General features: G+C 62.7%; 26 protein-coding genes, 1 tRNA gene and 1 pseudogene. 13 read left to right on the plus strand and 15 right to left on the minus strand.

The window, feature by feature from the left end; all coding sequences use genetic code 11:
- Window positions 1–300: 300 nt before the first annotated feature.
- Window positions 301–2,814, plus strand: coding sequence for an ATP-dependent Clp protease ATP-binding subunit (locus ACT3UA_RS12045; RefSeq protein WP_096285982.1), 2,514 nt, complete (start codon window positions 301–303; stop codon window positions 2,812–2,814).
- A 70-nt stretch (window positions 2,815–2,884) separates the two neighbouring features.
- Here the strand turns inward: ACT3UA_RS12045 and ACT3UA_RS12050 are convergent, their stop codons facing one another.
- From ACT3UA_RS12050 to ACT3UA_RS12065, 4 genes are read right to left on the minus strand one after another with little or no spacing between them, the layout of a single operon-like run.
- Window positions 2,885–3,331: an iron chaperone gene (locus ACT3UA_RS12050; RefSeq protein ID WP_444616647.1), complete on the minus strand. Its 447-nt coding sequence runs from the start codon at window positions 3,329–3,331 to the stop codon at window positions 2,885–2,887.
- A gap of 9 nt (window positions 3,332–3,340) precedes the next feature.
- Window positions 3,341–3,748, minus strand: coding sequence for a VOC family protein (locus ACT3UA_RS12055; protein WP_096285979.1), 408 nt, complete (start codon window positions 3,746–3,748; stop codon window positions 3,341–3,343).
- Window positions 3,749–3,795: 47 nt separating this feature from the next.
- Complete coding sequence (locus tag ACT3UA_RS12060; RefSeq protein WP_096285977.1) at window positions 3,796–4,185, minus strand: helix-turn-helix domain-containing protein; 390 nt, start codon at window positions 4,183–4,185, stop codon at window positions 3,796–3,798.
- Complete coding sequence (locus ACT3UA_RS12065) at window positions 4,186–5,385, minus strand: MFS transporter (RefSeq protein WP_176484164.1); 1,200 nt, start codon at window positions 5,383–5,385, stop codon at window positions 4,186–4,188. It abuts the gene before it with no gap.
- Between the two features lie 115 nt (window positions 5,386–5,500).
- On the opposite strand from ACT3UA_RS12065, the gene ACT3UA_RS12070 reads away from it, so the two are divergent.
- Window positions 5,501–6,007 carry an amino-acid N-acetyltransferase gene (locus ACT3UA_RS12070; protein ID WP_255248426.1) on the plus strand — a complete coding sequence of 169 codons (507 nt, stop codon included), beginning with the start codon at window positions 5,501–5,503 and terminating at the stop codon, window positions 6,005–6,007.
- Here the strand turns inward: ACT3UA_RS12070 and ACT3UA_RS12075 are convergent.
- Window positions 6,004–6,330: a DUF1206 domain-containing protein gene (locus ACT3UA_RS12075; RefSeq protein ID WP_444616650.1), complete on the minus strand. Its 327-nt coding sequence runs from the start codon at window positions 6,328–6,330 to the stop codon at window positions 6,004–6,006. The genes ACT3UA_RS12070 and ACT3UA_RS12075 overlap by 4 nt on opposite strands.
- On the opposite strand from ACT3UA_RS12075, the gene ACT3UA_RS12080 reads away from it, so the two are divergent.
- Window positions 6,329–6,535: a hypothetical protein gene (locus ACT3UA_RS12080; protein WP_444616748.1), complete on the plus strand. Its 207-nt coding sequence runs from the start codon at window positions 6,329–6,331 to the stop codon at window positions 6,533–6,535. The genes ACT3UA_RS12075 and ACT3UA_RS12080 overlap by 2 nt on opposite strands.
- Before the next feature lie 54 nt (window positions 6,536–6,589).
- Here ACT3UA_RS12080 and ACT3UA_RS12085 read toward each other — a convergent pair.
- Both ACT3UA_RS12085 and ACT3UA_RS12090 read right to left on the minus strand, forming a co-directional pair.
- Window positions 6,590–6,805 (minus strand): annotated as a pseudogene (locus ACT3UA_RS12085) (DUF1206 domain-containing protein); the annotation flags it as partial.
- A gap of 53 nt (window positions 6,806–6,858) precedes the next feature.
- Window positions 6,859–7,767: an A/G-specific adenine glycosylase gene (locus tag ACT3UA_RS12090; protein ID WP_096286059.1), complete on the minus strand. Its 909-nt coding sequence runs from the start codon at window positions 7,765–7,767 to the stop codon at window positions 6,859–6,861.
- A gap of 86 nt (window positions 7,768–7,853) precedes the next feature.
- On the opposite strand from ACT3UA_RS12090, the gene ACT3UA_RS12095 reads away from it, so the two are divergent.
- Window positions 7,854–8,456 carry a hypothetical protein gene (locus ACT3UA_RS12095; protein WP_444616653.1) on the plus strand — a complete coding sequence of 201 codons (603 nt, stop codon included), beginning with the start codon at window positions 7,854–7,856 and terminating at the stop codon, window positions 8,454–8,456.
- Here the strand turns inward: ACT3UA_RS12095 and disA are convergent.
- The 3 genes from disA to ACT3UA_RS12110 are packed head-to-tail and all read right to left on the minus strand — an operon-like array spanning window position 8,453 to window position 12,115.
- Window positions 8,453–9,526 (minus strand): DNA integrity scanning diadenylate cyclase DisA, encoded by a 1,074-nt coding sequence (gene disA, locus ACT3UA_RS12100; protein WP_105553650.1) that lies wholly within the window; start codon window positions 9,524–9,526, stop codon window positions 8,453–8,455. The two genes, ACT3UA_RS12095 and disA, sit on opposite strands and share 4 nt — an antisense overlap.
- A 33-nt stretch (window positions 9,527–9,559) precedes the next feature.
- Window positions 9,560–10,954 (minus strand): DNA repair protein RadA, encoded by a 1,395-nt coding sequence (radA, locus tag ACT3UA_RS12105; protein ID WP_096285969.1) that lies wholly within the window; start codon window positions 10,952–10,954, stop codon window positions 9,560–9,562.
- Window positions 10,955–10,984: 30 nt separating this feature from the next.
- Window positions 10,985–12,115 carry an FUSC family protein gene (locus ACT3UA_RS12110; RefSeq protein ID WP_096285967.1) on the minus strand — a complete coding sequence of 377 codons (1,131 nt, stop codon included), beginning with the start codon at window positions 12,113–12,115 and terminating at the stop codon, window positions 10,985–10,987.
- A gap of 216 nt (window positions 12,116–12,331) precedes the next feature.
- Here ACT3UA_RS12110 and pstS point away from each other — a divergent pair, with 216 nt between their 5' ends.
- From pstS to ACT3UA_RS12150, 8 genes are all read left to right on the plus strand, one after another.
- Entirely contained in the window at window positions 12,332–13,447 is a 1,116-nt protein-coding gene (gene pstS, locus ACT3UA_RS12115) for a phosphate ABC transporter substrate-binding protein PstS (protein ID WP_444616656.1), read from the plus strand.
- A gap of 105 nt (window positions 13,448–13,552) precedes the next feature.
- Window positions 13,553–14,488, plus strand: a complete 936-nt coding sequence (gene pstC / locus ACT3UA_RS12120; protein ID WP_444616658.1) for a phosphate ABC transporter permease subunit PstC — start codon at window positions 13,553–13,555, stop codon at window positions 14,486–14,488.
- Complete coding sequence (gene pstA / locus ACT3UA_RS12125) at window positions 14,488–15,621, plus strand: phosphate ABC transporter permease PstA (protein ID WP_444616660.1); 1,134 nt, start codon at window positions 14,488–14,490, stop codon at window positions 15,619–15,621. Before pstC ends, pstA begins: the two co-directional genes overlap by 1 nt.
- Window positions 15,622–15,669: 48 nt before the next feature.
- Entirely contained in the window at window positions 15,670–16,449 is a 780-nt protein-coding gene (gene pstB / locus ACT3UA_RS12130; RefSeq protein ID WP_444616662.1) for a phosphate ABC transporter ATP-binding protein PstB, read from the plus strand.
- A 194-nt stretch (window positions 16,450–16,643) separates the two neighbouring features.
- The gene (locus ACT3UA_RS12135; protein WP_096285959.1) at window positions 16,644–17,108 is read left to right on the plus strand and encodes a hypothetical protein; all 465 of its coding nucleotides are present in this window, start codon (window positions 16,644–16,646) and stop codon (window positions 17,106–17,108) included.
- Window positions 17,108–17,305, plus strand: a complete 198-nt coding sequence (locus tag ACT3UA_RS12140; RefSeq protein WP_096285957.1) for a helix-turn-helix transcriptional regulator — start codon at window positions 17,108–17,110, stop codon at window positions 17,303–17,305. The genes ACT3UA_RS12135 and ACT3UA_RS12140 overlap by 1 nt, the downstream gene beginning before the upstream one ends.
- Before the next feature lie 88 nt (window positions 17,306–17,393).
- Window positions 17,394–18,227 (plus strand): formate dehydrogenase accessory sulfurtransferase FdhD, encoded by an 834-nt coding sequence (fdhD, locus tag ACT3UA_RS12145; RefSeq protein WP_105553647.1) that lies wholly within the window; start codon window positions 17,394–17,396, stop codon window positions 18,225–18,227.
- Window positions 18,228–18,244: 17 nt separating this feature from the next.
- Window positions 18,245–20,566, plus strand: a complete 2,322-nt coding sequence (locus ACT3UA_RS12150) for an FdhF/YdeP family oxidoreductase (protein WP_096285953.1) — start codon at window positions 18,245–18,247, stop codon at window positions 20,564–20,566.
- Here ACT3UA_RS12150 and ACT3UA_RS12155 read toward each other — a convergent pair.
- The 4 genes from ACT3UA_RS12155 to ACT3UA_RS12170 all read right to left on the minus strand — a co-directional run bounded on the left by ACT3UA_RS12155 (window position 20,563) and on the right by ACT3UA_RS12170 (window position 24,382).
- Window positions 20,563–21,582, minus strand: a complete 1,020-nt coding sequence (locus ACT3UA_RS12155; RefSeq protein ID WP_444616666.1) for an anion permease — start codon at window positions 21,580–21,582, stop codon at window positions 20,563–20,565. The genes ACT3UA_RS12150 and ACT3UA_RS12155 overlap by 4 nt on opposite strands.
- A gap of 7 nt (window positions 21,583–21,589) precedes the next feature.
- A complete protein-coding gene (locus tag ACT3UA_RS12160; RefSeq protein WP_096285949.1) occupies window positions 21,590–22,204 on the minus strand; it encodes a DUF47 family protein in 615 nt (204 codons plus the stop codon).
- A 242-nt stretch (window positions 22,205–22,446) separates the two neighbouring features.
- The gene (locus ACT3UA_RS12165; RefSeq protein WP_444616668.1) at window positions 22,447–23,655 is read right to left on the minus strand and encodes an MFS transporter; all 1,209 of its coding nucleotides are present in this window, start codon (window positions 23,653–23,655) and stop codon (window positions 22,447–22,449) included.
- A gap of 61 nt (window positions 23,656–23,716) precedes the next feature.
- Entirely contained in the window at window positions 23,717–24,382 is a 666-nt protein-coding gene (locus ACT3UA_RS12170; RefSeq protein WP_096285947.1) for a hypothetical protein, read from the minus strand.
- Window positions 24,383–24,696: 314 nt separating this feature from the next.
- Between ACT3UA_RS12170 and ACT3UA_RS12175 the strand changes: the two genes are divergently transcribed.
- A tRNA-Lys gene (locus tag ACT3UA_RS12175) sits at window positions 24,697–24,772 on the plus strand.
- A gap of 83 nt (window positions 24,773–24,855) precedes the next feature.
- On the opposite strand, the gene ACT3UA_RS12180 is transcribed toward ACT3UA_RS12175, so the two are convergent.
- The gene (locus ACT3UA_RS12180) at window positions 24,856–25,353 is read right to left on the minus strand and encodes a hypothetical protein (protein ID WP_096285945.1); all 498 of its coding nucleotides are present in this window, start codon (window positions 25,351–25,353) and stop codon (window positions 24,856–24,858) included.
- Between the last annotated feature and the right edge of the window lie 75 nt (window positions 25,354–25,428).

Raw genomic sequence — 25,428 nt, forward strand, 5'->3', positions numbered from 1 at the left:
ACCGGCCTTCATGAAATACCCGGGTTAGTCTCTGCAAAGGGTCGGAGTATCGAAAGGTACTCCGGCCCTTTGCCTGTATCACGACTAGATTACGAAGATTTTGATTGGTGCACCAATCAAAATCATTTGCTTGAAGATAGAACAAGTAAATTGACGATAAAATTTGTCTGACAGATATTGGTTTGCCATTCGAATAAACCGTCATCTAGCCCTGCGGGTTATCCCTATGGCGAACAAGGGCGCATTGTGGCCCCGCGGTGCGTAGCATCGAATTATTGGTAAGCAAGGAGTGTGCCGAAGATGTTTGAGAGATTTACCGACCGTGCCCGTCGAGTTGTCGTGCTCGCCCAAGAAGAGGCGCGCATGCTCAACCACAACTACATCGGCACCGAGCACCTGCTGCTCGGTCTTATCCACGAAGGTGATGGGGTCGCCGCCAAGGCGCTCGAATCGCTGAATATTTCGTTGGGTGCCGTGCGTGAGCAGGTGCAGGAGATTATCGGAAAGGGCCAGCAGGCACCTTCCGGTCACATCCCCTTCACTCCACGCGCCAAAAAAGTTTTGGAGCTCTCGCTGCGTGAAGCGTTGCAGCTGGGGCATAACTACATTGGAACCGAGCACATCCTGCTCGGCCTGATCCGCGAGGGCGAGGGCGTCGCAGCCCAAGTGCTGGTGAAGTTGGGTGCCGACCTCGGTCGCGTACGCCAGCAGGTCATCCAGCTGCTCTCGGGTTATCAGGGAAGCAAGGACACCGCCTCGGCTGGTGTCAGCTCCAGTGGCCAGCAGGAGGGAACTCCTGCCGGCTCGGCAGTGCTGGATCAGTTCGGCCGCAACCTCACCGCAGCCGCCCGCGAGGGCAAGCTGGACCCGGTGATCGGTCGCGAGCACGAGATGGAACGCGTTATGCAGGTCCTCTCGCGCCGTACTAAGAACAACCCGGTCTTGATCGGTGAACCTGGTGTCGGCAAGACCGCGGTTGTCGAGGGCTTGGCCCAGGCAATCGTGCGTGGCGACGTGCCGGAGACCATCAAGGACAAGCAGCTGTACACCTTGGACCTCGGTTCGCTGGTGGCCGGCTCGCGTTACCGTGGTGACTTCGAAGAACGCCTGAAGAAGGTGCTCAAGGAGATCCGCACCCGCGGTGACATCATCTTGTTCATCGACGAGATCCACACCTTGGTGGGTGCCGGTGCCGCCGAAGGCGCAATCGACGCGGCCTCGATCCTGAAGCCGATGCTGGCCCGCGGCGAGCTGCAGACCGTTGGCGCCACCACGCTGGATGAGTACCGCAAGAATATCGAGAAGGACGCGGCGCTTGAGCGCCGTTTCCAGCCGATCCAGGTCAAGGAGCCTTCGGTCGAGCTGACCACGCAGATCCTGCGCGGCCTGCGTGACCGCTATGAGGCGCACCACCGCGTGTCCATCACCGACGGCGCCCTGCAGGCTGCCGCCACGTTGGCGCACCGCTACATCTCGGACCGATTCCTTCCGGATAAGGCCGTTGACCTGATCGACGAGGCGGGTGCACGATTGCGTATCCAGCGCATGACCGCCCCGCCGGCGCTGAAGGAAATGGACGAGGAAATCGCCACCGTGCGACTGGAGAAGGAAGCTGCGATTGATGCGCAGGACTTCGAAGGTGCCGCTTCGCTGCGCGACAAGGAGTCCAAGCTCATCGAGGCCCGAAACGAGAAGGAAAAGTCCTGGCGCAACGGCGACCTGGATGAAATCTCCGAGGTCACCGAGGATCTTATTGCCGAGGTGCTAGCTAACTCGACCGGTATTCCGGTAGTGAAGCTGACCGAGGAAGAGTCCACGCGCCTGATGAACATGGAAGAAGAGCTGCACAAGCGTGTCGTCGGCCAGGACTCGGCGATCAAGTCGATCAGCCAGGCGATCCGCCGTACCCGCGCAGGGTTGAAGGATCCGAACCGCCCCGGCGGCTCGTTCATCTTCGCCGGCCCGACCGGTGTAGGTAAGACCGAGCTGGCCAAGGCGCTGGCCGAATTCCTCTTCGGTGAGGAAGACGCGCTGATCACCTTGGACATGTCCGAGTACTCCGAGAAGCACACCGTGTCGCGACTGTTCGGTGCCCCTCCGGGCTACGTCGGTTACGAAGAGGGCGGACAGCTGACCGAGAAGGTGCGCCGTCGTCCATTCGCCGTTGTGCTCTTCGACGAGGTGGAGAAGGCCCACGCGGACCTGTTCAACTCCTTGCTGCAGATTCTGGAAGACGGCCGACTGACCGACTCCCAGGGTCGTGTGGTGGACTTCAAGAACACCATCATCATCATGACCACCAACCTTGGTACCCGCGACATCTCCAAGGGTGTGATGACTGGTTTCCAGTCCGCCTCGGACACCAAGACCGGTTACGAGCGGATGCAGGCCAAGGTCCAGGAGGAGCTGCGCCAGCATTTCCGCCCGGAATTCCTGAACCGTGTTGATGACACCGTGGTCTTCCCGCAGCTGAGCCAGGATGAGATCGAAGAGATCGTTGATCTATTCATCGCACGCCTGTCCAAGCGCTTGGACGACCGCGGCATGACCATCGAGCTGACGCAGGCCGCACGCAGCCTGCTCGCCGAGCGCGGTTACGATCCTGCAATGGGCGCACGCCCGCTGCGCCGCACGATCCAGCGCGATATCGAGGACCAGCTCTCCGAGCGAATCCTCTTCGGGCAGATCGTCACCGGCCAGAAGATCACCGTAGACGTCGAAGGCGAGGCGGAGACACGCAAGTTCACCTTCCACGCCGAGGGCGGCAACGGCCAGCTGGAAGGCGAGCCGGCACCGGCAGCGCTGGAAAGCTAAGGCGAAGCATAAAGCACTGCGGGTGCGGCTTTCGGAGAAATCCGGAAGCCGCACCCGCGGTGCTTTTTAATTAGTTTCCGACGGCCTTCGTCACCAGCTCGGCGAGCATCGCGGCCTGCTGGTCGTTCAACCCGGTGATCGCGAACGAGGTGGGCCACAGCGTCCCCTCATCGAGCATCGCCACATCGTTGAATCCGAAGGTCAGGTAGCGGGCCTCGAACTTCTTCGCATCCTGAATGAAGCACAGCACCTTGCCATCGAGCGCGTAGGCGGGCATGCCATACCAGAGCTTTGGCTCCAACTGCGGCGCGTTGACGATGATGAGCTCGTGCAGGCGCTGGGCCAGTTCCTTATCCGTACCTTCGAAGGAGTCGATCTTCGCTTCAAGATCCTTGCGCGCCTGCTCCTGCTTCTCGGCTTTGGTCATGCGCTTCTTCGGCGCCTTTACCTCCGCCGCGCGTTCCTTGATTGCGGCCTTCTCGGCGGCGCTGAATCCCGACTGGTCTGTATCCGGCATGCTTTTCTCCTAGGTAACCTGATTGATGCGAACCATATTGCCCGAGGGATCGCGGAAGGCGCAATCCCGTGGCCCCCACGGCTGGTCCACGGGCTCTTGCAATACCTCCGCACCGCTGGCGCTCAGCGATTCGAAGAGCGAATCCACGTCGGGAACCGAAAGCACCAAACCGCCCAGCGCACCCTTGGCGATAAGCTCCCCGAGGGCAGCGGCGTCTTCTGCGGAGCGCCCCGCGCCCGGAGCGGAAAGCACCAAGTTCAGCCCGGGCTGACCCGAAACGGCGAGGGATACCCAGCGGAACCCGCCGTGAGCCACGTCGGAGGCTACCGCTAAACCGAGCGCGTCACGGTAGAAAACCAGGGCCTCATCAACGTCGAGAACCGTCACGGGAACATACTGCACACTAATATTTGTCATGATTTCAGCCTAGCGGCGGGATTTCCGCCCGGCTTCTTCAAAACTGCTCAGAATCGCGGTGGACGCAGCAGGATCTTGGCAATGCAGGCGGGAATCTCTTCCGTCGCCGAATGCTCGCGCTCGCGATAGGCCGAAGGGGACTGCCCAACCACCTCGGTGAAACGGCTGCTGAAGGAACCCAGCGAGCTCCAGCCGACCTGCATGCAGGCATCCGTCACCGACACCCCGGCGCGCAGCAGGTGCATGGCCCGCTCAATACGTCGGGTCAGCAGGTAGGAATACGGCGTTTCGCCATAGGCGCGCTTGAACTCGCGGGAGAAATGCGCGGGGGACATCAGCGCACGAGATGCCATGGCCGGCACGTCCAAGGGGTCGGCATATCTGCGGTCCATCAGGTCACGGGCCCTGCGCAGGTGGGCGAGCGTCTGCAAATCCATTTAGGCGCGCTTTCGGAAGACCAGGTAGAGCCCCAAGAGCACGCAGCACAGGTAAATTCCGGTGACCGCAATCCACCCGGCGGTGAATCCGCCAGGCGAAGAGATCAGCGCGCCCATCAGCAGCGGGCCAAAGGTGAAGCCGGCGAATTGCCCGGCCGAGACGATGCCGGTGGAGCTGCCCAGCGACGCCGCAGGCACGGTGCGAAGCAAAGCCGCCATCAGCACCACCGAGACGCCCAGCGCCGCCGCACCGTGCAGGATCACCGCCAGCCACAGCAGCCACGCCGAGTCCTGCACCTGAGCCTGCCAGAAGGTCACCCCTCCGCTGGTAGCCAGCAACGCCAGGGTGAGCAGCAGCTTCGGCGCGGAGACCCCGCGTGCCATCAGCGCGCCCCAGCCGATGCGGGCGCTGACTCCGAAGGCGCCGGCCACTGCGGCGGTCAGGCCGCCAAGCAGCAATGAAAAGTCCAACTCGCGCACCGCAAAGAGCGGAAGGTACACGTTGGTCGCCTGCACCCCCAAGCCGTTGATGAAGCCGAAGACGGTCAGCGTGACGACGATAAAACGGGTGGACGGGCCGGTAGCGGTTGCCGAGTTCTCCCGCTTGATGCTCGGGGCGGCCGGCAGCATGGCGGTGGCGTTGACCAGCTTCACCGCGAGCACACCGAGCACCCCTGCCAGCACCGCTCCGGCGAGCGAGGCACCGCGCCAACCCACCCAAGCTGCCAACAGCGGGAATCCCAGGCTGCCTACCAGCTGGCTCACCTGCACCCCGGATTGCTTGACCCCGGTCCAGGTGATGCGCTGGGCAACTGGCACGCGTTGGACCAGCACCCGATTGGTCACCCCATTCGGGAATGACTGGGCGAACCCGGCGAGCATGGCCGCGATCAGGAGTACCGCATAGCCGCCGGGAAGCGCAACGAGCGCCAGCGCGGCCGCGGCCAGGCCGAAGATGATGATGAATAGGGTGGTGTCTTTTTGCCGGTCCGCGAAGGAGCTGAAAGCGGCGTTGCCGACGGCTGCGCAACCGAAGCACACGGTAGCCAGCAAGCCGAACTGCGCCTCACTGATTTGCAGGTCGCGGATGACAAGGTCACTGGTCGCGCTCAACCCGTAGGTGAACAGCGGTGCAATGCCCACCGCCGCGAGGAGTACCAGCAGCAGGCCGGCTCCGGGTTTGGCCATATGCCGTTGCATGATGCTCCTTGATTTGAACTTGTCCGTCCTTAGTGTTGCATATTGCCTAGCTGATGTGTCACAAAAAAGACGTGAATGCTTGGGTGACGTTGACCGCGCGAATAGTATTTGGCAGGTGAATACTTTTACCGTCCGTTCAGCCCGTACCAGCGATGTTGCCAAAATCAGGGATCTTGTTCGGCCCTTGGCGGTAGACCGGATTCTGCTGGATAAGGAGTCGGTGACCTATTACGAGTCCATTCAGGAGTTCGTGATCGCCGAAGACGCAGGCGGGGAGGTAGCCGGCTGCGGCGGCCTGCATGTGATCTGGGAGGATATCGCCGAGATCCGCACCCTCGCCACCGGTGCCCGGTACCGCGGGCAGGGGGTGGGGCATGCGCTCATCGAGGAATTGCTGCGCCGGGCCAAGGCCGTCGGAGTTTCACGGGTCTTCTGCCTGACCTTCGAGGTGGCCTTCTTCGAACGTCACGGGTTCACCGTCATGGAGGACCAGTCGGCGGTAGACCATGAGGTGTATCAGGAACTCTTGCACTCACGGGATGAAGGCGTCGCGGAATTCCTGGATCTGGCCCGCGTGAAGCCGAATACGCTGGGCAACACTCGAATGATCTTGGCCTTCTAGTCCATCGAGTCAAAACGCGCGCGGAAGAAAAGGTAGAGGGCGTAAGCCAGCAGGCCCACGCCGATCGTCGTGAGGATTGGTGCTCCGAAGCTTTGCTCACGGATCGCTTTCAATGCTCCGTCCACACCGGTGGCCTCTTCGGGGTCCTGCTGGATCGTTGAGCTGATGAACAGCAAGCCGAGGGCTGCAAGTACCAGCCCCTTGGCCACATAGCCGATGGTTCCGCTGATCCTGATGGCGGGGGAGAACACGGTTCCGCCGGAGGCCGAGAGATCGGCCAAGAACTTTCGGGTCGCACCCTTGTAGGCGTAGTAGCCGGCCATGGCGATCAGGGCCAAGCCCAAGGCGATCAGCGCGATCCGCCCGAGCGGGATGGCCCATCAGTTCGGCGCTGAAGCTGCTTGCCGTTTGCCCGGAGTCGCTCCTGCCGCCGAGCGCGTAGCGGCCAAAGGTGCCGCCGACCACGATGAAAACCAGACCCGTAGCCACATATTTGAGTCGGCCAAAAAGCTTCTCCTGTTCGAATAAAGCCTGCCCGAGATGCCAGAATCCCAGCAGCAGGGCCCCGGCGGCGCAGACCCACAGCAGCACTTCGCCAAAGGGTTGCGCGGCAAGCGCCTGCAGCGCACCGCTCTGGTCGGCTTCCGCCGACCCGCCGGCGGCCAAGAGGACCGCGAGGATGCCAAGGACCCCATGCAGCAGGCCGTTCGCGGCGTAGCCCAGGCGCGCGGCGCGCTCAAACCAGGGGTGATCGGCCGCCATGCGGGCGGCGTGAACTGCGTCGGCTGAACCTTTCATAGGCACAGCATAAGTTGGCCGGGCGCTAAATGCGAGATGCGGTGCGCACCGGCTCAGCTTGGCAGCCGCACCCCGGCTGCATCGTCAATCGCCAGCCCGTCGTGCAGCAGCCCGGCTAGCGCACGTTCGCGCTGCTCAAGCGGGGATTCGAGTTTGCCTAGCGCAACGTACTTGGCGTGCTCCTGGCGTGCGAGGTCGGCTAGGAAAGTTTCGCGCTGCACGGGTTCTTCGTGTTCGCGCAGGATCGCCATGATTGCCCCGCGAACCTGCCGGTCGGTACCCTTCCAGGCTTGCCCCTTGGGGGCATAGTGCGGGGCCGGCTGTCCGGCCTTGATCCACGCGCAGTGCTCGAAAACCGGGCAAGTCTCGCATTTAGGGGAGCGGGCGGTGCAGATCAGCGCGCCGAGTTCCATTACCGAGATGTTCCAACGGTTCGCGGTTTCGGTGTCTTCGGGCTGCACCTGCCGGGCGCGGGCGAACTCGCTGGCCCGCGGGTTCGGTTCGGGCAGGGCCATCGCGCCGAAGAGCCGGGCGTGCACCCGGCGAATGTTCGTGTCCACCACCACGGTGCGCTGCCCGTAGGCGAAGCAGGCGATCGCCGCGGCGGTGTACTCGCCCACCCCCGGCAGGGTCCGCAGCCGCTCTTCGGTTTCGGGGACGATGCCGTTGTATTCGGTGGTAATTTCGATGGCCGCCGCATGCAAGCGCATGGCCCGGCGCGGGTAGCCTAGGCGCCCCCAGGCTTTGAGCGCCTCGGATAGTGGCTCCGCGGCAAGATCTTGGGGCCGCGGCCAGCGGCGCATCCACTCTTCCCAGACGGGCTGCACTCGTACTACGGGGGTTTGCTGCAGCATAAATTCACTGACCATGACGGCCCACCCGGTGACTCCGGGGCGTCGCCAAGGAAGGTCGCGGGCGTTGGCGGAGTACCAGTCATTGATAAGGCGGTGGATTTCTTGCACGTACTCCACTCTAAGCGAGCCGATTCACGGTGCGGAATCGGCTCGCATTACCGCGCTGCGGGCCAGAGATGAACTAGCCTTAAGCTATGAGCAATGCATCGGGGGCAAAATCGGCGGCGAGCGTATATCGCCGACGGCGCATTGCCGTGGTCGCGATCGCGCTGGCTATTGTCGGTTTGCTGGTGTGGGGCGCCGTTGCGCTGGCCGGAATCCTCGGGGCCAGTCCGGCAGGAGCTGGCGATCCGCAAGCCGCGCCGACCAACTCGGCAAGCCCCAGCGAATCAGCCGAACCGAGCTCGGACGGAAAATGCACGGTGGAAGAGATCGAAATCACCGCGCAGACGGATGCCGGTTCCTACGCCACCGACAGGCAGCCTGTGCTCATCCTCGGGATCGAGAATACCTCCAAGCGTGAGTGCGAGCTGAACGTGGGCACCACGCAGCAGGAATTTTTGATTACCAGCGGCAACGATCGGATCTTCTCCACGGTCGATTGCCTCACCGACGGCGAAGACGTACAGCTCATGATGAAGCCGGGGCAGAAAGAATCTGCGCGCTTCTCCTGGTCCCGGCAGCGTTCGGCCCCGGGCTGCAAGTCGGTCAACGTGCAGCCCCGACCTGGAACCTACAAGTTCACCGCGGCCTTGGGCGAAAACAACTCGGAGCCCGTCACCTTCCAACTGGACTAAATGTAGCGGTCCAGCAGCGAGGATTCGGCCATGCGGGCCAGCCCCTCGCGGATCGACCGTGCACGCTGTTCGCCAACCCCTTCGATTTCCATCAAGGACGTGGTCGAAGCGGCCATGAGATGCTGCAGGTTGTCGAAGGCGGCTACCAAGCGCTCGCCGATAGCCTTGGGCACCGTGCGGATTTGCGAGAGCAGCCGGTAGCCCTTCGGGGTGAGCTGGTCATCTTGGCTCACCGTCGCGTGCGGGAACAGGATCTTGGTCAGCGCCTCCAGCTCGATCAACTGCGAATCGGAAATCTCATGCAGCTTTTCAAGCGCCGCATCGATATCCAGCTCCGCGCCCTCGGCGTTGGAGTAATCACGCAGGATCAGCTGGTTGTCGGTCTGGATCCCGGCGAGCAGCTCGGCATGCTGAGCTGCCAGCAAGCGGCCATCCACACCGAGTTCGAGCACGTGGCGGGAGATCTCTTCGCTGGTGCGCCGCAGCATCTCGGTGCGCTGCAACACCGCAAGCACCTCGCGCACCGTGGCAACGTCCTCGATTTCGGCTGCCGACAGGGCGCTGGTCACCTGATCCAGGCGGTGCCGATAGCGTTCCAGGGTGGCCACCGCCTGATTGCCGCGAGCCAGCAGCCGCCCGCTGGTTTCCAGCACGTAGCGCTCGCCGGCGGCATAGAGGGTGATGGTGTGCATCGACTGGGACACCGAAATCACCGGGAAACCTGTCTGCATCGCCACCCGCTCGGCCGTACGGTGCCTGGTGCCCGACTCCTGGGTTTCGATCACCGCGTCCGGCATCAGCTGCACGCCGGCTTGGAGCAGCTGCTTGCCGGTTGCGTCAAGAATGATCGCCCCGTCCATTTTCGCCAGTTCGCGGATCCGGGTCGGGGCGTATTCGGTATTGATGCGGAAACCGCCGGAGCAGATGGACTCGACCACCCGGTCGTGGCCGAGGACTATCAGCGCTCCGGTGCGTCCGCGCTGGATGCGTTCGAGACCTTCGGCAAGTTCGGTTCCCGGGGCGATGCGGGCCAGGGTGGAGAGCAATGCGGGGGTGGGGTGCAGTTTCACCGTGCGTCCTTTCAGCGGGCAGCAACCCCCATTTTATCGCGTGGAGTTCTGCCTTTGGGTAAAGGCGACATCCAGGGCCTCGGCGATCGACTCGACCTGGAAGACGCGGATGCCTGCCGGAATGTTTTTCAGCGGCTCGGGGGTGGCCGGAGCCATGGCGAAGGAGAACCCCAAGCGGGCCGCCTCGGTGATGCGGCGGGAGATCTCCGGAACCTGGCGGACCTCACCGGCCAGGCCCACCTCGCCGAAGGCGACGAAGTCCTGCGGGAGCGGGAATTCGTTCATCGAGGAAGCGATCGCCAGGGCGCAGGAGAGATCGGCAGCCGGTTCGGAGATTTTCACTCCGCCGACGGTGGCGATATAGGAATCCATGGAGGACAGATCCATGCGGGCACGCGCTTGGAGGACCGCGAGCACCATCTGCGCACGGGCCGGATCCAGGCCGCTGGTCGCGCGGCGCGGGGCCGGTGCGGTTGAGCGCGAAAGCAGCGTCTGCACCTCGGCGACCAGTGGGCGCCGGCCCTCCAAGGTCACCGTGATGCAGGTGCCGGGCACCGGATTGCGGGTTCGCGTTACGAAGAGTTTCGACGGGTCGGTCAGCGATTGGATGCCATCTTCATTCAAGTCGAAGCAGCCCACCTCGTCGGTAGCGCCGTAGCGGTTTTTCAGCGCGCGCAGGATGCGCAGCCGGGAATGCTTCTCCCCGTCGAATTGGCAGACCACGTCCACCAGGTGCTCGAGCAGGCGGGGGCCGGCTACCGAGCCTTCCTTGGTCACATGCCCGACCATGATGGTGGTCATCGCGCGGGTCTTTGCCGCGTTGATGATGGAGGCGGCAACCTCACGCACCTGCGAAACGCCGCCGGCGGAACCATCGATCTCGGCCGAGGAGAAGGTCTGCACCGAGTCCAAAACCAGCAGCTGCGGGTCGATCTCGCGGATCTGCCCGAGGGCCAAGGACAGGTCAGTTTCGGCCGCCAGGTAGAGATTGTCCGCGATGGCGTTGATGCGCTCGGCGCGGGATTTCACCTGCGCCGCGGATTCTTCGCCGGTTAGATAGAGCACGCGAAGCCCGGTCTGGGCGGCCTTCGCCGCGACGTCGAGGAGCAGCGTGGATTTGCCCACTCCGGGCTCGCCGGCGAGCAGGATCGCCGCGGCGGGCACCAAGCCGCCGCCAAGCACCCGGTCCAGTTCGGAGACGCCGCTGCTGCGGAAAGCCGCCGCGGAACCGTCAATTTCCGAGATGGGCTGGGCAAGGTTTGCGACCTTCGCCGCCGGGGCGGTGCGAGCGGTTACCGCGCCGACTTCCTCCACCGAACCCCAGGCCTGGCATTCGCCGCAACGGCCGACCCATTTGATCGTCGTCCAGCCGCATTCGGCGCATTTATAGCTTGCTGAAGACTTGCTGCGTGTCGAGGTCTTGGCCATGTACCAATGCTATCGAGGCCGGCGGACAATTCAGCTCAGGCGGGGCAGCGGCCCGACGGCTTCTTGGTGATCGCGGCCGGCGGCCTGCAGGAGGTCGACGACCAGCGGACGCAGGAGCAGCACCAGCCCTTCGCCTTGGAGCCCCTCGACGCCCAGCTCCCGCGGGTCAAGCTGGGCTGCCACGGCTTCGAGCTGGTGGCGCGCGGCCTTCTCGAATTTTCGCTGCCCCGCCACGGTGGGTTCGCGCACCGAATGGGCCATGGTGTTGACCGCCTCGGACACATCGCGCAGCAGCGGTGCCACATTCTGCGCCCCCTCGGCGGTCAGCGCGCCGTTGCTGAGCACCGAAGCCAGGCGGCGGGCGAAGACGCGGCTATTGCGTGCGGCACGGTCGTAGTGCTCCAGCCGCAAGGCGAGCCGGGCAAGTTCGTGCCGGTGCCTGCGCGCCGTGGGGGACAGGGTGGCGATTTCCTTGGCCACGCGGAAGGCCGAGGGAAGCTTTTCGACGTGGCGTTGCGTGGCGCGCGCCTTGATCAGGGCGTGGAAGGCCGAGCGGTGATCGTCGTCCCGCACCGCCCAGGAGCATTCGATCATTGCCTCGGAGAGTTCTTTGAGCAGATCCGACAGGGCGCCGATCGGGGTGCGCCGCGGATCGCTGGGCCATAGCACGATGATCAGCAGCGCCAGCACAGAACCGGTCATGGCGTCGAATGATCTGGCGAAGGGCCCGTCCGCGCTGATCGGCAGCAATACCACCAGGGCGGATTGCATGCCCAGCTGGGTGGAGAAGATCGCTCCCGAATCCAGGTAGCGGGCAACAACCAAGGACAGCGACATGACCGCCGCGGCCTGCCAGATGCCCTGCCCCCACCAGTGCATGAGCCCATCGCCCAGCGCCACGCCGAGCGTGCAGCCCAGGGCCACCTCGGCGGTGCGCCGGGTGGTGGTGGCGGCCCCGAAGCCCAGCGAGATCAGCGCGCTGGTGGCGGCGAAGATGGGGTCCGTGTGCCCCCAGATCGCCGAGGCGATCCAGAACGCGCCGATTGCCCCCAGGGTCATGCGCAGGATGCGCGGCAAGGAATTGCGCGCGCGCACCAGCCCGGAACGGTTGCGTTGGGCCAGGAACTTGCTCACGCGTTGCGGAATTCGTGCTTGGGGCATGTGACTAGTGTTCCACGAGCCGCCGTGACGTGGCGCACTGGCTACGAGGTTATTGCGGCCGTGAGCGAGCTCACGGTGCGTTCGAAAGGTTGTTAACCTTTTGTTCACCTTCGCCGGGTCAGCTGGTTACCTCGGGCGTTTAACGTCGTATACGAAGCGTGGCAGATGTCCGCTGCTGGTTCTACTTAGATCATCGATAAATGGGGAGTTATACTCGTGAAGCTCAATCGTTTTGGCAGCGCAGCTGCAGTCCTTTCCGTCGCCGCGCTCGCGCTGACCGCCTGCGGATCCGACAACCCAACCGCAGCCGCTGGCTCGGAAGGTGCAGACAGCTCGGCGGCAGCCGGCGTCACCGGCACGCTGACCGGCATTGGCGCTTCCAGCCAGAACTCGGCCATGGAAGCCTGGATCACCGGCTTCAAGGCTGAGAATGCAGACGCCAACGTGCAGTACTCGCCAGATGGCTCCGGCGCGGGCCGCGAAGCATTCCTCGCAGGCGGCGCGCAGTTCGCCGGCTCGGATGCCTACCTGAAGGCCGATGAGGCAGACAAGGCCAAGGAAGTTTGCGGTCCCGAGGGCGCATTCAACATCCCTGCCTACGTCTCCCCGATCGCGATTGCCTTCAACCTGGAGGGCGTCGAAGAGATCAACATGGATTCGGCAACCATCGCCAAGGTGTTCAAGAAGGAAATCACCAAGTGGAATGATGAGGCTATCGCCAGCCAGAACCCGGACGTTGAACTTCCGGACACCGCCATCACCGTGGTGCACCGCAACGACGAATCCGGCACCACCGAGAACTTCGTCGAGTACCTCTCCGCCGCTGCCGGCGATGTCTGGGACTACGACGTTTCCGGTGACTGGCCAAGCGACATCCAGTCGGAGAACGCCAAGGGCACCTCCGGCGTGGTTTCGACCACCACCTCCACCAATGGCGCCATCACCTACGCCGACTTCTCCGCGGTAGGCAACCTGTCCACCGTAAACGTGAAGGTCGGCGAGGAATACACCAAGATCTCGGCCGAGGCGGCAGCCAAGGCGCTGGAGACCGCGACCCCAGTCGAAGGCGCAGCCGAGATCGATCTGGCGCTGGACCTGGAGCGCGACACCACCGAAGCCGGCACCTACCCAATCGTGCTGCTTTCGTACCACATCTTCTGCACCACCTACGAAGATCAGGCTACAGTTGACCTGGTAAAGGCCTTTGGCAACTACGTGATCTCGGAAGACGGCCAGAAGACCGCTCAGGACTCGGCGGGCAACGCGCCAATCTCGGCGGCAATCGCCGAGAAGGCCGCTAAGTCGTTGGACGCAATCACCGTCGCCAAGTAGTAACAACGCAGCACCGCGTGGGCGGATCGAAGTGATTCGCCCACGCAACCCCCTCCACCCCACGACCTCGCAGTCGTAACCCCCTCCCTTGTAAAGGCTCCTGCCATGACTACCAATGCTTTGAAAAGCAAGTCATCGACCTCGGGTCAAGCGGGCGACAAGATCTTCTCCGGAACGGCATTAGCCGCCGGGGTGCTGATCCTAGTCACGCTGTTCGCCGTTGCGATCTTCTTGCTCATTCAGGCCCTGCCGACGTTTGTCGCCGATCCGGCCGACATTTCCGGCGGGGAAGGCTTCTTCGCCTACATCTGGCCGATTGTTATCGGCACCGTGATCGCCTCGGCGATCGCAATTCTTATCGCCACTCCCGTCGGTATCGGCGTGGCCCTGTTCATCTCGCACTTCGCCCCGCGCAAGGTCGCCGGCCCGCTGGGCTACGTCATCGACCTGCTGGCCGCGATCCCTTCGGTGATCTACGGCGCCTGGGGTTATATGGTGCTCGCCCCGGCGCTTGTTCCGGCCTTCGAATGGCTGGCTACGAACCTGGGCTTCATCCCGATTTTCGCCGGTCCTGCCTCGCAGACCGGTAAGACCATGCTCACCGCAGGCATCGTGCTGGCGGTCATGGTCTTGCCGATCATCACCTCGCTGAGCCGCGAAATCTTCTTGCAGACCCCGAAGCTCCACGAGGAGGCGGCCCTGGCTTTGGGCGCCACCCGCTGGGAAATGATCACCACCGCGGTGATCCCCTTCGCCCGTCCGGGAATCATCTCCGCGGTCATGCTGGGCCTGGGGCGCGCGCTGGGTGAAACCATGGCGGTAGCACTGGTGCTCTCCACCGGCAACCTGATCCCATCGCTGATCAAGACCGGCAACCAGACGATCGCGGCAGAAATCGCGTTGAACTTCCCCGAGGCTTTCGGGTTGCGTCTGGCCGAGCTGATCGCCGCCGGCCTGGTTCTGTTCATGATCACGCTGATCGTGAACATGATCGCCCGTGGCATCATCGCCCGGCACAAGGAATTCTCGGGAGCTAACTGATGAGTGTCATGACTACTAACACCCAAGCGGCCCAGCCGACCCCGCCGAGCCGCAAGCGCAATTCGCTTTCCAAGGGAAAGCTGCCGCGCTGGGCGGTGCCCGCCACCGCGGCCGGCGCGATCATCATCGGTGCCGCGTTCTCCACGCTGACCGGCTTCAGCGTGGCAACCTTCGCGATCTACTCGGCGGTGCTCTTCGTGATCGCCGGTACGGTGATCACCTCGGTGGTCGAGGGCAGGCGCCAGGGCCGGAACGCCATGTGGACCTACTTGATCTACGGGGCCTTCCTGCTGGCGCTGATCCCGCTCGCCTCGGTGCTCTATACGGTGCTGGAAAAGGGATTGCCGGGGATGAACTCGCACTTCCTGTTCAGCTCCATGAACGGGGTCACCGGTGCGGTGGACAACCAGAGCGTAGCGGACGGCGCGCCGGTTATCGGCGGTGCCTACCACGCGCTGCTGGGCACGCTGATGATTACCTTGTGGGCTACCGTCATCTCGGTGCCGGTGGGCATGCTCACCGCGGTCTACCTCGTCGAATACGGGAAGAACGGAGTGCTGGCCAAGGCCATCACCTTCTTCGTCGACGTGATGACCGGTATCCCTTCGATCGTTGCCGGCCTGTTCGCCGCCGCGTTCTTCGGACTGATCCTAGGCCCGAACGCCCGCATGGGCATCGTCGCGGCCGTAGCGCTCAGCGTGCTGATGATCCCTACGGTGGTGCGTTCCACCGAGGAAATGCTCAAGATCGTTCCGAACGAGTTGCGCGAGGCTTCCTACGCGCTGGGCGTGCGCCGCTGGCGCACCATCTTGAAGGTAGTGATCCCGACCGCGATCTCCGGCATCGCCTCCGGCGTCACCCTGGCTATTGCCCGCGTGATTGGCGAGACCGCGCCGATCCTGGTGACCGCAGGCATTGCCAGCAGCATCAATATGAACGTCTTCGCAAACTGGATGTCCACGCTGCCGACCTTCATCTACTACCAGATCCTGACTCCGACCAGCCCGACGAATATCGATCCTTCGGTGCAGCGCGCCTGGGCCGCTGCCCTGCTGCTCATCCTGATGGTGATGGCACTGAACCTCGGTGCCCGATTGATCGCCTCGCTGTTCGCCCCGAAGAAGGGCCGTTGAGCCGCTAGGCTCCGGCACTCACCCCACTAGATTTTCAAGGATTACACCATGGCAAAACGTATCGACGTCAATGATCTGAACGTCTACTACTCCAAGTTCCTCGCGGTTGAAGACATCTCGATCAACATCGAGCCAAAGTCCGTCACCGCATTCATCGGCCCCTCGGGCTGCGGCAAGTCCACCTTCCTGCGCACGCTGAACCGCATGCACGAGGTCATCCCCGGCGGCCGCGTCGAGGGCCAGGTGCTGCTCGACGGCGATGACCTCTACGGCCCAGGCGTTGACCCGGTGACCGTGCGCAGCCAGATCGGCATGGTCTTCCAGCGTCCGAACCCATTCCCCACCATGTCCATCAAGGACAATGTGCTGGCCGGAGTGAAGCTGAACGGCAAGAAGATCTCCCGCTCCGATGCGGATTCGCTGGTTGAGAAGTCCTTGCGTGGCGCGAACCTGTGGAACGAGGTCAAGGATCGATTGGACAAGCCAGGCTCCGGGCTTTCCGGTGGCCAGCAGCAGCGCCTGTGTATCGCGCGCACCATCGCGGTGAAGCCCGACGTCATCTTGATGGATGAGCCTTGCTCGGCGCTGGACCCGATCTCCACGCTGGCTATCGAGGATTTGATCAACGAGCTGAAGAGCGAATTCACCGTGGTGATCGTGACCCACAATATGCAGCAGGCCGCGCGTGTTTCGGATCGGACCGCGTTTTTCAACATCGCGGGCACCGGCAAGCCGGGCAAGCTCATCGAGTACAACGAAACCGCTGCTATCTTCTCCAACCCGGAGCAGAAGGCCACCGAGGATTACGTCTCCGGACGCTTCGGATAAAGATTTCGTCTGCCGCCCCTATTGCGACGGGGCGGCAGACGGACCGGAAGGGGGGTCTTCCGGGGATCCTGGAGGGGATCACCGCCAGCGGCGCCATGCGAAAGCAAGGCGCCGCTGGTTTTTAAGCAATGATGTAAAGGTCGCTTGACTGTAAAGTTTGATTTACGTGCTGAGAGGTTGAACCAGGAGTTGAGATGAATACGAAAACCGTGGCCCAGTCCAAGTGGGGGCGATCGCGCTTCGGCGGCGGCTCGGCGGCGCTGATCATCACCAGCCTGCTAGTGGGGATCTTGCTCTCCGCCGGCGGGGGACTGCTCTTCGCCAGACTGAACTTCCCGGAAAATTTCGTAATGGCGGCCCTGGTCATGATGGCCGGCCTGCTGCCGGTGCTTTCGGTGGCCTGCTGGGCGCTGCTGCTGGACCGGGATACCTTGCGCGGGGCCACGAAGAATCCCGAGATATCGGTGGAATCCCAGTGGTACGACAAGGCTGCGGTCGGGGTCTTCCAGGACCTCCTGCTCGTCTGCGGCCTGGGTGGCGCGGTGTTTTCCTTCCTGCAGGTCCAGGCCTCGATCGGGTTGGTATTAGCCGGTGTCGTCTTGCTGGCCATGGTGGACTTCGCGGTGCGCTACTGGCTGATCAAGCGAGTCGAGGGGTAGTGGAAAACACCTTGCCCGCACGCCGCTTGGAGCGTGGCTTCTCCCAGCAGGCGCTCGCCGACGAGCTCGGAGTCTCCAGGCAAACGATCATTTCGCTGGAGAAGGGCCGCTATGACCCGTCCCTGCCGCTGGCGTTCAAACTCGCCGAGGTCTTCGACTGCAAGATCGAAGACCTCTTCCGGCCGGACGCCAAGTAATAAATGAAGTCACGGGGATGCGCCGGAAGCAGATTTTAGGTTACGTTGGTATGTGACTCAGGGCACTTGCAAGAAAAGAGATACCGCAATGGGACGCAAGATCCTGCGACGGCGCATTATCCGCGCCACGCTGGGCGGTAGCAGCTTTGTCCGCGAGGAAAAGCTCGCCGGTGAAGAGCCATTGGAGATCCGCTTCGGATCCACCGCATTCACCACCTCGATGCGCACCCCAGGGGACGACTTCGACTTGGTCGCCGGCTTCCTGCACGCCGAGGGAATCATTGCGCGCTCCGAGCAGCTGACCGCCATGCGCTACTGCATGGGCACCGACGATGAGGGCAACCAAACCTATAACGTCATCGAGGCCCAATTGGGCTTCGGCGCCCAGCCTCCTGACCCGTCCGCGGCCCGCAACGTGGTGACCAGCTCGGCCTGCGGCATCTGCGGAACCAACTCCATCGACGAGGTCCGCAAGAAATCCAGCTACGAACTCGATCCTGAAGCCGGGCGGCTGGAGCTCGCGGTGCTGTTGGCGATGCCGGACACCCTGCGCGACTCCCAGAAGCTCTTCAGCTCCACCGGCGGGGTCCACGCCGCGGGGCTTTTCAGCACCACCGGTGAGCTGCTCATCCTGCGCGAAGACGTGGGGCGGCACAACGCGGTGGACAAGGTCATCGGCGCGGCGCTGCGTGATAACCGCCTGCCGCTGAGCCATACAATTCTGCAGGTTTCCGGACGCGCGTCATTCGAATTAGTGCAGAAAGCCGCCATGGCGGGAATCCCGGTGCTCAGTGCCGTCAGCGCACCTTCTTCGCTAGCCGTAGAGCTGGCAGATGAATGTGGCGTAACGCTGGCCGGATTCTCCCGTGGGAACAGCATCAACTTATACACTCATGCCCAACGCATTTTAGGCACTCAGTAGCTCAGTGGAGGAAGACCATGCATCTCCCAGCCCCCAAAGATGACATCAATGAAGATGATCTCAAGGTCGGTGACCCCAAGCGCAGCGCCGCCGGCCTCAAGGCCGTCGCCGTTTCCTTGCAACGCGGCTTCGCCGAAGCAGGGGTAAGCCGCACCCTGCTTTCCATGGCGCGCATCAACCAGCGCGGTGGATTCGACTGTCCGGGTTGCGCCTGGCCCGAATCGATTACCGGGGCGCGCAAGCCGGCAGAATTCTGCGAGAACGGTGCCAAGGCCATTGCCGAGGAAGCCAGCGCCCGCACCGTCACCCCGGAGTGGTGGGAACAGCACCCGATCAGCGTATTGCGCGAAAAAACAGAATACTGGCTTGGTTCGCAGGGGCGCATCAGCGCACCGATGATCATCCGCGCCGGAGATACCCACTACAAGCCGATTAGCTGGGCCGAAGCCTTCAGCACCATCGGTGAGCACGTCAACGCCAGCACCCCGGAGAAGTGTGTCTTCTACACCTCGGGGCGCACGGCAAATGAGACGGCGTTCATGTACCAGTTGCTCGCCCGCTCGCTGGGCACCAACAACCTGCCCGACTGCTCGAACATGTGCCATGAGTCCTCGGGCTCGGCCATGAATCCGACCATCGGCATCGGCAAAGGCACCGTCTCGCTGGAAGACTTCGACCACGCCGAACTGATCTTCGTGGTCGGCCAGAACCCGGGAACCAACCACCCGCGGATGCTGTCGGCGCTCGCCGACGCACGCAAACGCGGGGCCAAGATCGTTGCGGTGAATCCGCTGCCCGAGGCCGGATTCTTTGGATTCAAAGACCCGCAGACCGTGGGCGGCATGCTCGGCAAGCCGAGCGAAATCAGCACGCACTTCCTGCAGATCAAGGTCGGTGGAGACCTGGCGCTCTTCCAGGCCTTCGGGCATCTCCTGCTCGCAGAGGAGGAGAAGAATCCGGGATCCGTGGTGGACCAGAAGTTCGTCGCCGAGGTGACCGACGGGTTCGAAGCCTACAAGAGCGCCCGCGCCGAACTGGATTGGGAAGCCACTGAAGAGGCCACCGGCCTGACCCGTGCGCAGATCACCGAGATCGCCGAACTGCTCATTGCTTCCAAGGCCTCCATCTTCTGCTGGGCGCTGGGCCTGACCCAGCAGCCGCATTCGGTGCCGACGCTGAAGGAAATCATCAACCTGCTGCTGCTGCAAGGCAACTTCGGCAAGCCCGGCGCCGGGGCTTGCCCGGTACGCGGCCACTCGAATGTGCAGGGCGACCGCACCATGGGGATCTGGGAGAAGCCCACAGAAGAGCTCCTGGAGGCGCTGGATGCCGAATTCGGCATCGACTCCCCACGCGCCCATGGCTACGACTCCACGGAGGCCTTGGACGCCTTTGAGCAGGACGAGGTGGACGTGTTCGTCTCTATGGGCGGCAACTTCGCCCTGGCGAACTCGGAAACCGAGTTGCTCGAAGCGGGCATGCAGCGTGCCAAGCTCACGGTGCACATCTCCACCAAGCCAAACCGTTCCCACGTGGTGCACGGGCAGACCTCGCTGATCCTGCCGACGCTGGGGCGCACGGACAAGGACGATAAGCACCCAAAGGGTGCGCAGTTCCTCTCCGTGGAGGACTCGATGTCGGTGATCCACTCGACCCAGGGCCGGCTCACCCCGGTCTCCGAGCATCTGCTGTCCGAACCGGTGATCGTGGCCCGCATGGCCCAGGCCATCCTGGGCGATGACCACGTCGTGAACTGGCGGGGCATGGCCGAGGACTATGACGTGATCCGTGATCATATCGCTCGGGTGCTGCCCGGATTCGAGGACTTCAATCGGCGGGTGCGCGAACGCAACGGGTTCGTGCTGCCCAACGCGCCACGCGATACACGCTCCTTCGCCACCGACATCGGCAAGGGCCGGTTCACGGTCTCGCCTTTCGAGGCGCTCAAGGCCCCGGAAGGCCACCTGATCTTGCAGACCATGCGCAGCCATGACCAGTACAACACCACGTTCTACGGACTGGATGACCGGTACCGTGGCATCAAGGACGGGCGTCGGGTAATCCTCATTCACCCGGAGGACCTGGCCGAAATGGGGTTCAAGGACCGCGAGCTGGTCGATGTGATCTCGACCTTCGCCGGCACCGAACGCCGGGCGAACAGGTTCCGTCTGGTGTCCTATCCGACGGCAAAGGGGTGTGCCGCGGCTTACTTCCCGGAAGCCAACGCTTTGGTGCACCGCGGACTAGTCGCCCGCGAGTCCAATACTCCTGGCTTCAAGGCGATGAGCGTACGCTTCGTGCCGCATACCGAGCAGCCCGGACCGACCTTGGATAGCTAGCCCACCGGGTCCATGGCAAGGGCCAGGATCGCCCCGGCAAGTATGCAGATTGCCGGGGTGGCGATCCAGTGCCCGTAGACCTTCACGACCCGGTACCAGACGACCGACTCGAAGGCCTGGTTCGCGCCGGCGCCGACAATAGAGCTGGTGACGGCCTGGGTGGTGGACAGCGGCAGGTGCAGCAGCATCGAGCCGACGTAGAGCATGGTCGCGGCGACGCCTTGGGCGACCATGCCACGCAGCGGATCAAAATTCACCAGCCGGCGCGAGAGCGTATAGGTGATCCGCCAGCCGCCGAGGAGCACCCCGAAAGACAGCGCCGAAGCGGCGATCAGCTGAATGGCCAAGGCCACCGGTCCCGGATCCATATGTCCGCCGGTGATGAGCACCAGGGTGATCGTTGCCGCGGTACGCTGGCCGTCCTGCAGCCCGAGGCCCAGCGCCACGGCGCAGGCCGCGATAGCCTGGCCCGCTCGGGAGCGGGTATTGACGTCCCGGGAAGTATCGTGGCGCATCAGCCAGGTTGCCGGGACCACCAGCAAGAAGGAGGCGGTGTACGCGATGAGCGGGGTGACCAGCAGTGGCAGCAGTACGGAGCGGGTAAAGAGGTCCACCGCGCCCCCCAGCGACTCATTGCCCAGCCAGGAGTTCGCCGCACCGGCACCGACCAACGCGGAGATCAGAGCGTGCGTGGAGGAGACCGGTATGCCTCGCCACCAGCAAAACAGCAGCCAGGCCCCGGCGGCCAAGAGCGCTGCGATCAACAACTTCATCCCGACGGTGCCGTCGGGCAGCTGCATGTTCAACCGGCTGATCAGCACCGTACTGAAGGTGGTGGTCGCCATGGTGCCGATGAAGGCGAACAAAGCGGCGGCACCGACCGCGATAGCCGGGCTCAGCGCACGGGTACGTACGGCCGCCGCGACGGCGGTAGAGGAGTCCCTGAACCCGTTGAGCACCGCATAACCCAGAGTCAGTACGATGGCGATGGTGGTGAATAAGGGGAGCAAATCCATGAGTTTTCTAGGATTCCTTGACCAGCACGCGGCCGAGGTGATCGGAGAACTGGCGCAGGGTGTTCGCGGTGAGCAGCAAGTGATCGGCTACGCGCTGATGCTTGTGAATTGTGGAGGCTTTGGAAAAGTTGGAGATTTCATCAATCCAAACCAGGTGAGTACGCGCCGCACGCTTTGAGTACTGCATCATCTGCAGCCAGTTGTCTTCCAAATCATCAAGCTTATTCAGGCTTCGCACGGAATTCGAGGCGAGCTCGGCGAGCTGAGAGATCAGTTCCAGCTGCTCGGCGGCTCGTTCCGACAGCGGTGTGGAACCCAAGGTATTGATCAGTTCGCCAATGCCGCGTAGCTGCTCCATGGTTTCGTGCAGCAGCCGCGAAAACATGTACATGTCTTCGCGCGGTAGCGGACTGATGTAGCTGGTACGCAGATGGGTGAGCAACGCGTGCAAGAGATCCGAGGCTTGGGCTTCCGCCGTGGCGAGCTCCTTGAGCTGCTCGGAACGTCCCTCGGGATTGCCGATCATTTCGGAAACGCTGGCCACCGAATTGCGGATGGTGCTTGCCAAGTCGCTCAGCAATTCAATGCCGCGCGATGCTGAAGGAAAGATTTGGAACTTCACGTTGTTCGGCGCACCATTCGTCTCAGGTCACAGTTTTGGTACTAACGCTGAACAGTTTACGTCGCAAAGGTTAACTTCGAAACGTAAGTGATGCCGGGCCGGGAACGCCTCTCGGCGGAAGGCCGCTCGAAGCGGCAGAATTTTGGAGCCCGGGGTTACCAGCGGCCCGGCACCGTCTACTAGTTTTCTCGCACTAAGCGCTTGCTGTCAACCATAGGGGGAACCGCGTGCGCATTCTCACGTTAGTTACGCAGTGATTTCTCGATGCCGCTGAGGCACAGCAAGCCACAGCAGAACCAGATGGCCCCGGCCGGCCCCGCCCCGACTGCCACGGTGCTGGCGGCCATCGGCAGGATCACCTGGCCCAGACGATTGCCCATCAGGCGGACCGCGAGTGCTCCCCCGCGGTCCTGCGAGGGCACGGAGGTGGACACCATGGTCATGGTCACCGGTTGACCCATGCCGAGGAAGAACCCACCGATCAGCAGCGCCAATCCGGCGAGCCAGAGCGTATCGATGAACAGGGGCGCAAGGGCGATGGTTATGCCCGCCGTATACAGGCTGGTGAGCAGTATTGACTTGCGGCTGAAGTGGCGTGAGATCCAGGGAAGGAAGAGCCGCGAGACCACCGAAGCGCTGCCTCGGATTGCCAGCAAGACACCCACGGCGGCCGGTGTTACGCCATGCTTTTCTGCCACCAAGGGGAGGAACGCGGTGAGGATGTCCAAGATCGACAGCAATGTCAGCGAGGCGAGCATATGCGAAGGCATGCCTTTGACCTTGAGAATCGAAACCATCGAAGCCTGTGGCCCAGGCGTGGAGCTGGCAGCAACCTTCTTGATTCTCGGCTGCAGATTAGGCAGGAGGAGCGGAATGGCAAGCAACGCGCAGGCGCCGCCGATCCACAGCGAAAGATTGATATCGGCAATGCGTTCGGGGGAGTCGGCCACCGTGGAAGTGCCGAGGATGATTCCTGCGATCAGCGGTCCGAGGAACTGGCCGGCCGAGTACGCGGCGGTGAACCAGCCGAAGCCCTTATCCAGCTGGTCATCGGGAAAATAGCGGGCGATGGAGGACTGCCCGCCAATGGTGAACATCAAATGCCCCATGCCCAGTATCGCGCTGGCAACGGCCACCATGATGTATCCCTGAGCTGCGGCAATGCCCAATGACCCCAGCCCCATCAACCCGGCTCCGGCGAGCATGAGAAAGCGAATTTTGGGGATGCGTGAACTGAAGCGTCCCAGCCACACCGCGGTGACCATCGGCAACAGGGCGTATGCCGCGGTGGCGAGCCCCACCGTGACCGGACCGGCGTCCAGGGATATGAGCTTGTATGTGGTGACCGGGCGTACAAGGTTCAGCGTGGTCTGCGAAAGAAGGGCGGTAGCGACGAGGATCAGTAGCCATCGCAGGGTTCCAGAAGCTGCATTATTGGCTTCCGCGCCCACTATGCCTACCTTTTCTCGCCGTCAGTATCTCAAATCAATCCTATAGGCTTATGATTGGCAATCAGTCCAACGTGCCCTGCCGCCAGAGCCGGGCACAGGCTTCCAAGTCCTCTGCGGTGTTCGCCATCGACTTGGCTCGGGCGGTCAGTTTCGAGCCGCGGGTTTCATGCGCCAGATCTGCCGCGTCTGCATGCTCGGTCATTCCCAACGCGAGAACCCGGCAATAGGCCGCGGTGCGCTCCAACGCGTGGGCAAAGTCTCCGTCGAAGGCTCCGGAAAGGATGGAAGTTGCCATGTTTTTAAGTTCTTCGGCCGTCGGCGGTTCGGCAACACCGGCCACCAGGCGTTCCACCTCGGCACGATGGGATCCGGCACGGAACCGGGCAGACATGGTTTCAGCGTTGTTCATGGTTGCCGCGCGGATGGCATAGAGGCGCCACAAGGCTCCTGGCAGGGACCTCGCAGGGGCTTCGGACCAGAGTTCGGCAAGAACCTCTAGACCTTCGGTTTCGGCGACTTGAATTAGCCTTTGCGAAACCTCAGGGTCCTCGTTCGCGATTCCGCGGCGAACGAAGGCCTGCGCCGAAAGATGAGCTGCTTCCGAGATGCGCGCCGGGTCGGCGCCGCCTTCGTAGGGGTCGAAATCTATGGGAGCGAAGGGCCGTGGCTTGTGATGTCTGAACCCTGCGACTTGGCCAACTTTGGATCCTGCGCGTGCACCTTTCATGGCTTCGAGACTACTCCTCTTTGGTGGACGGCGCCCCATTGGGCTGGGTGTGAAACGACGCATACAAAAAACTGGTTATTCGCGGAAGGCGGCAGGGTTTTCAGCGTGAGAGGGTGCTGGCGGAGAGGAAGCTTGCCCCGATATCTACAATGAATTGCATGCTTCACCGACACTATGAGGGGCCTGCAACTACCTGCGGTAGCGCGTTCCAGAGCGGCCGCTGGCCGGCCATGGACCCCTTGCAACGCCACGAAAATTGGCTCGATTAAGGATGAATCGCTACTTCGGGTATTATGGATTTTGGCTTCGGCCGTGCGCCTTTAGCTCAGTTGGTAGAGCACTGGACTTTTAATCCATTGGTCGCGGGTTCGACCCCCGCAGGGCGCACCACATAAGAACCGGGGTTCGCTTGCTCAGGCAAGTGGACCCCGGTTCTTTTTCATGTTGAATCAGGCCCGGGGCGGCCTGAGTCTTTACCAGCTCTCTATCTGCGTGAATTCCCGAATGAGGCGGAACGGATTGTCGTAGAAGACGATTTTGTGGGCACGTGTTCCGCCGCGCAGGGCGGGAACGATTTCGCAGCAGCCATATTCCCAAACGACGAGCGTCGTGGGTTGGTCGACCGAGGATTCATCCCAATCCTTCGGGATGGTTGGAGTGTAGATCCATAACTCGCTTTCGACGTCGTTGAGATTATTGGTGACAGATTTCCAGCCTCGACGACCGGCTAAGAGTTCCCCTGGTTCGGCGTTCAGGACGCTGGTAAGCATCTCTTCCTTATCCGGGGCGATCTTCTGCACCCGGCGTAATGCGGCACGGACCTCGTCGTACCCGTCAGCATTGCACAGATCATTGACGGCAACGGTGAAGCGATGTCGGCGATGAGTTGCGCGTTCCTGGACTTCGCAGCGTTCGCGTTGACGGCGCCGCTCGCGGTGGGTGTGCTGATGACGTTTCTTGCTGACGGCCATGGGGTGCTCCTGGAAGCTGAGTGGAAAGTTGCCAGTCCGCTTAGCCTAGAAGCAGCTTCAGAAGTCTGGGGCTAC

Source organism: Glutamicibacter sp. 363, assembly GCF_052379505.1.
GTDB lineage: Bacteria > Actinomycetota > Actinomycetes > Actinomycetales > Micrococcaceae > Glutamicibacter.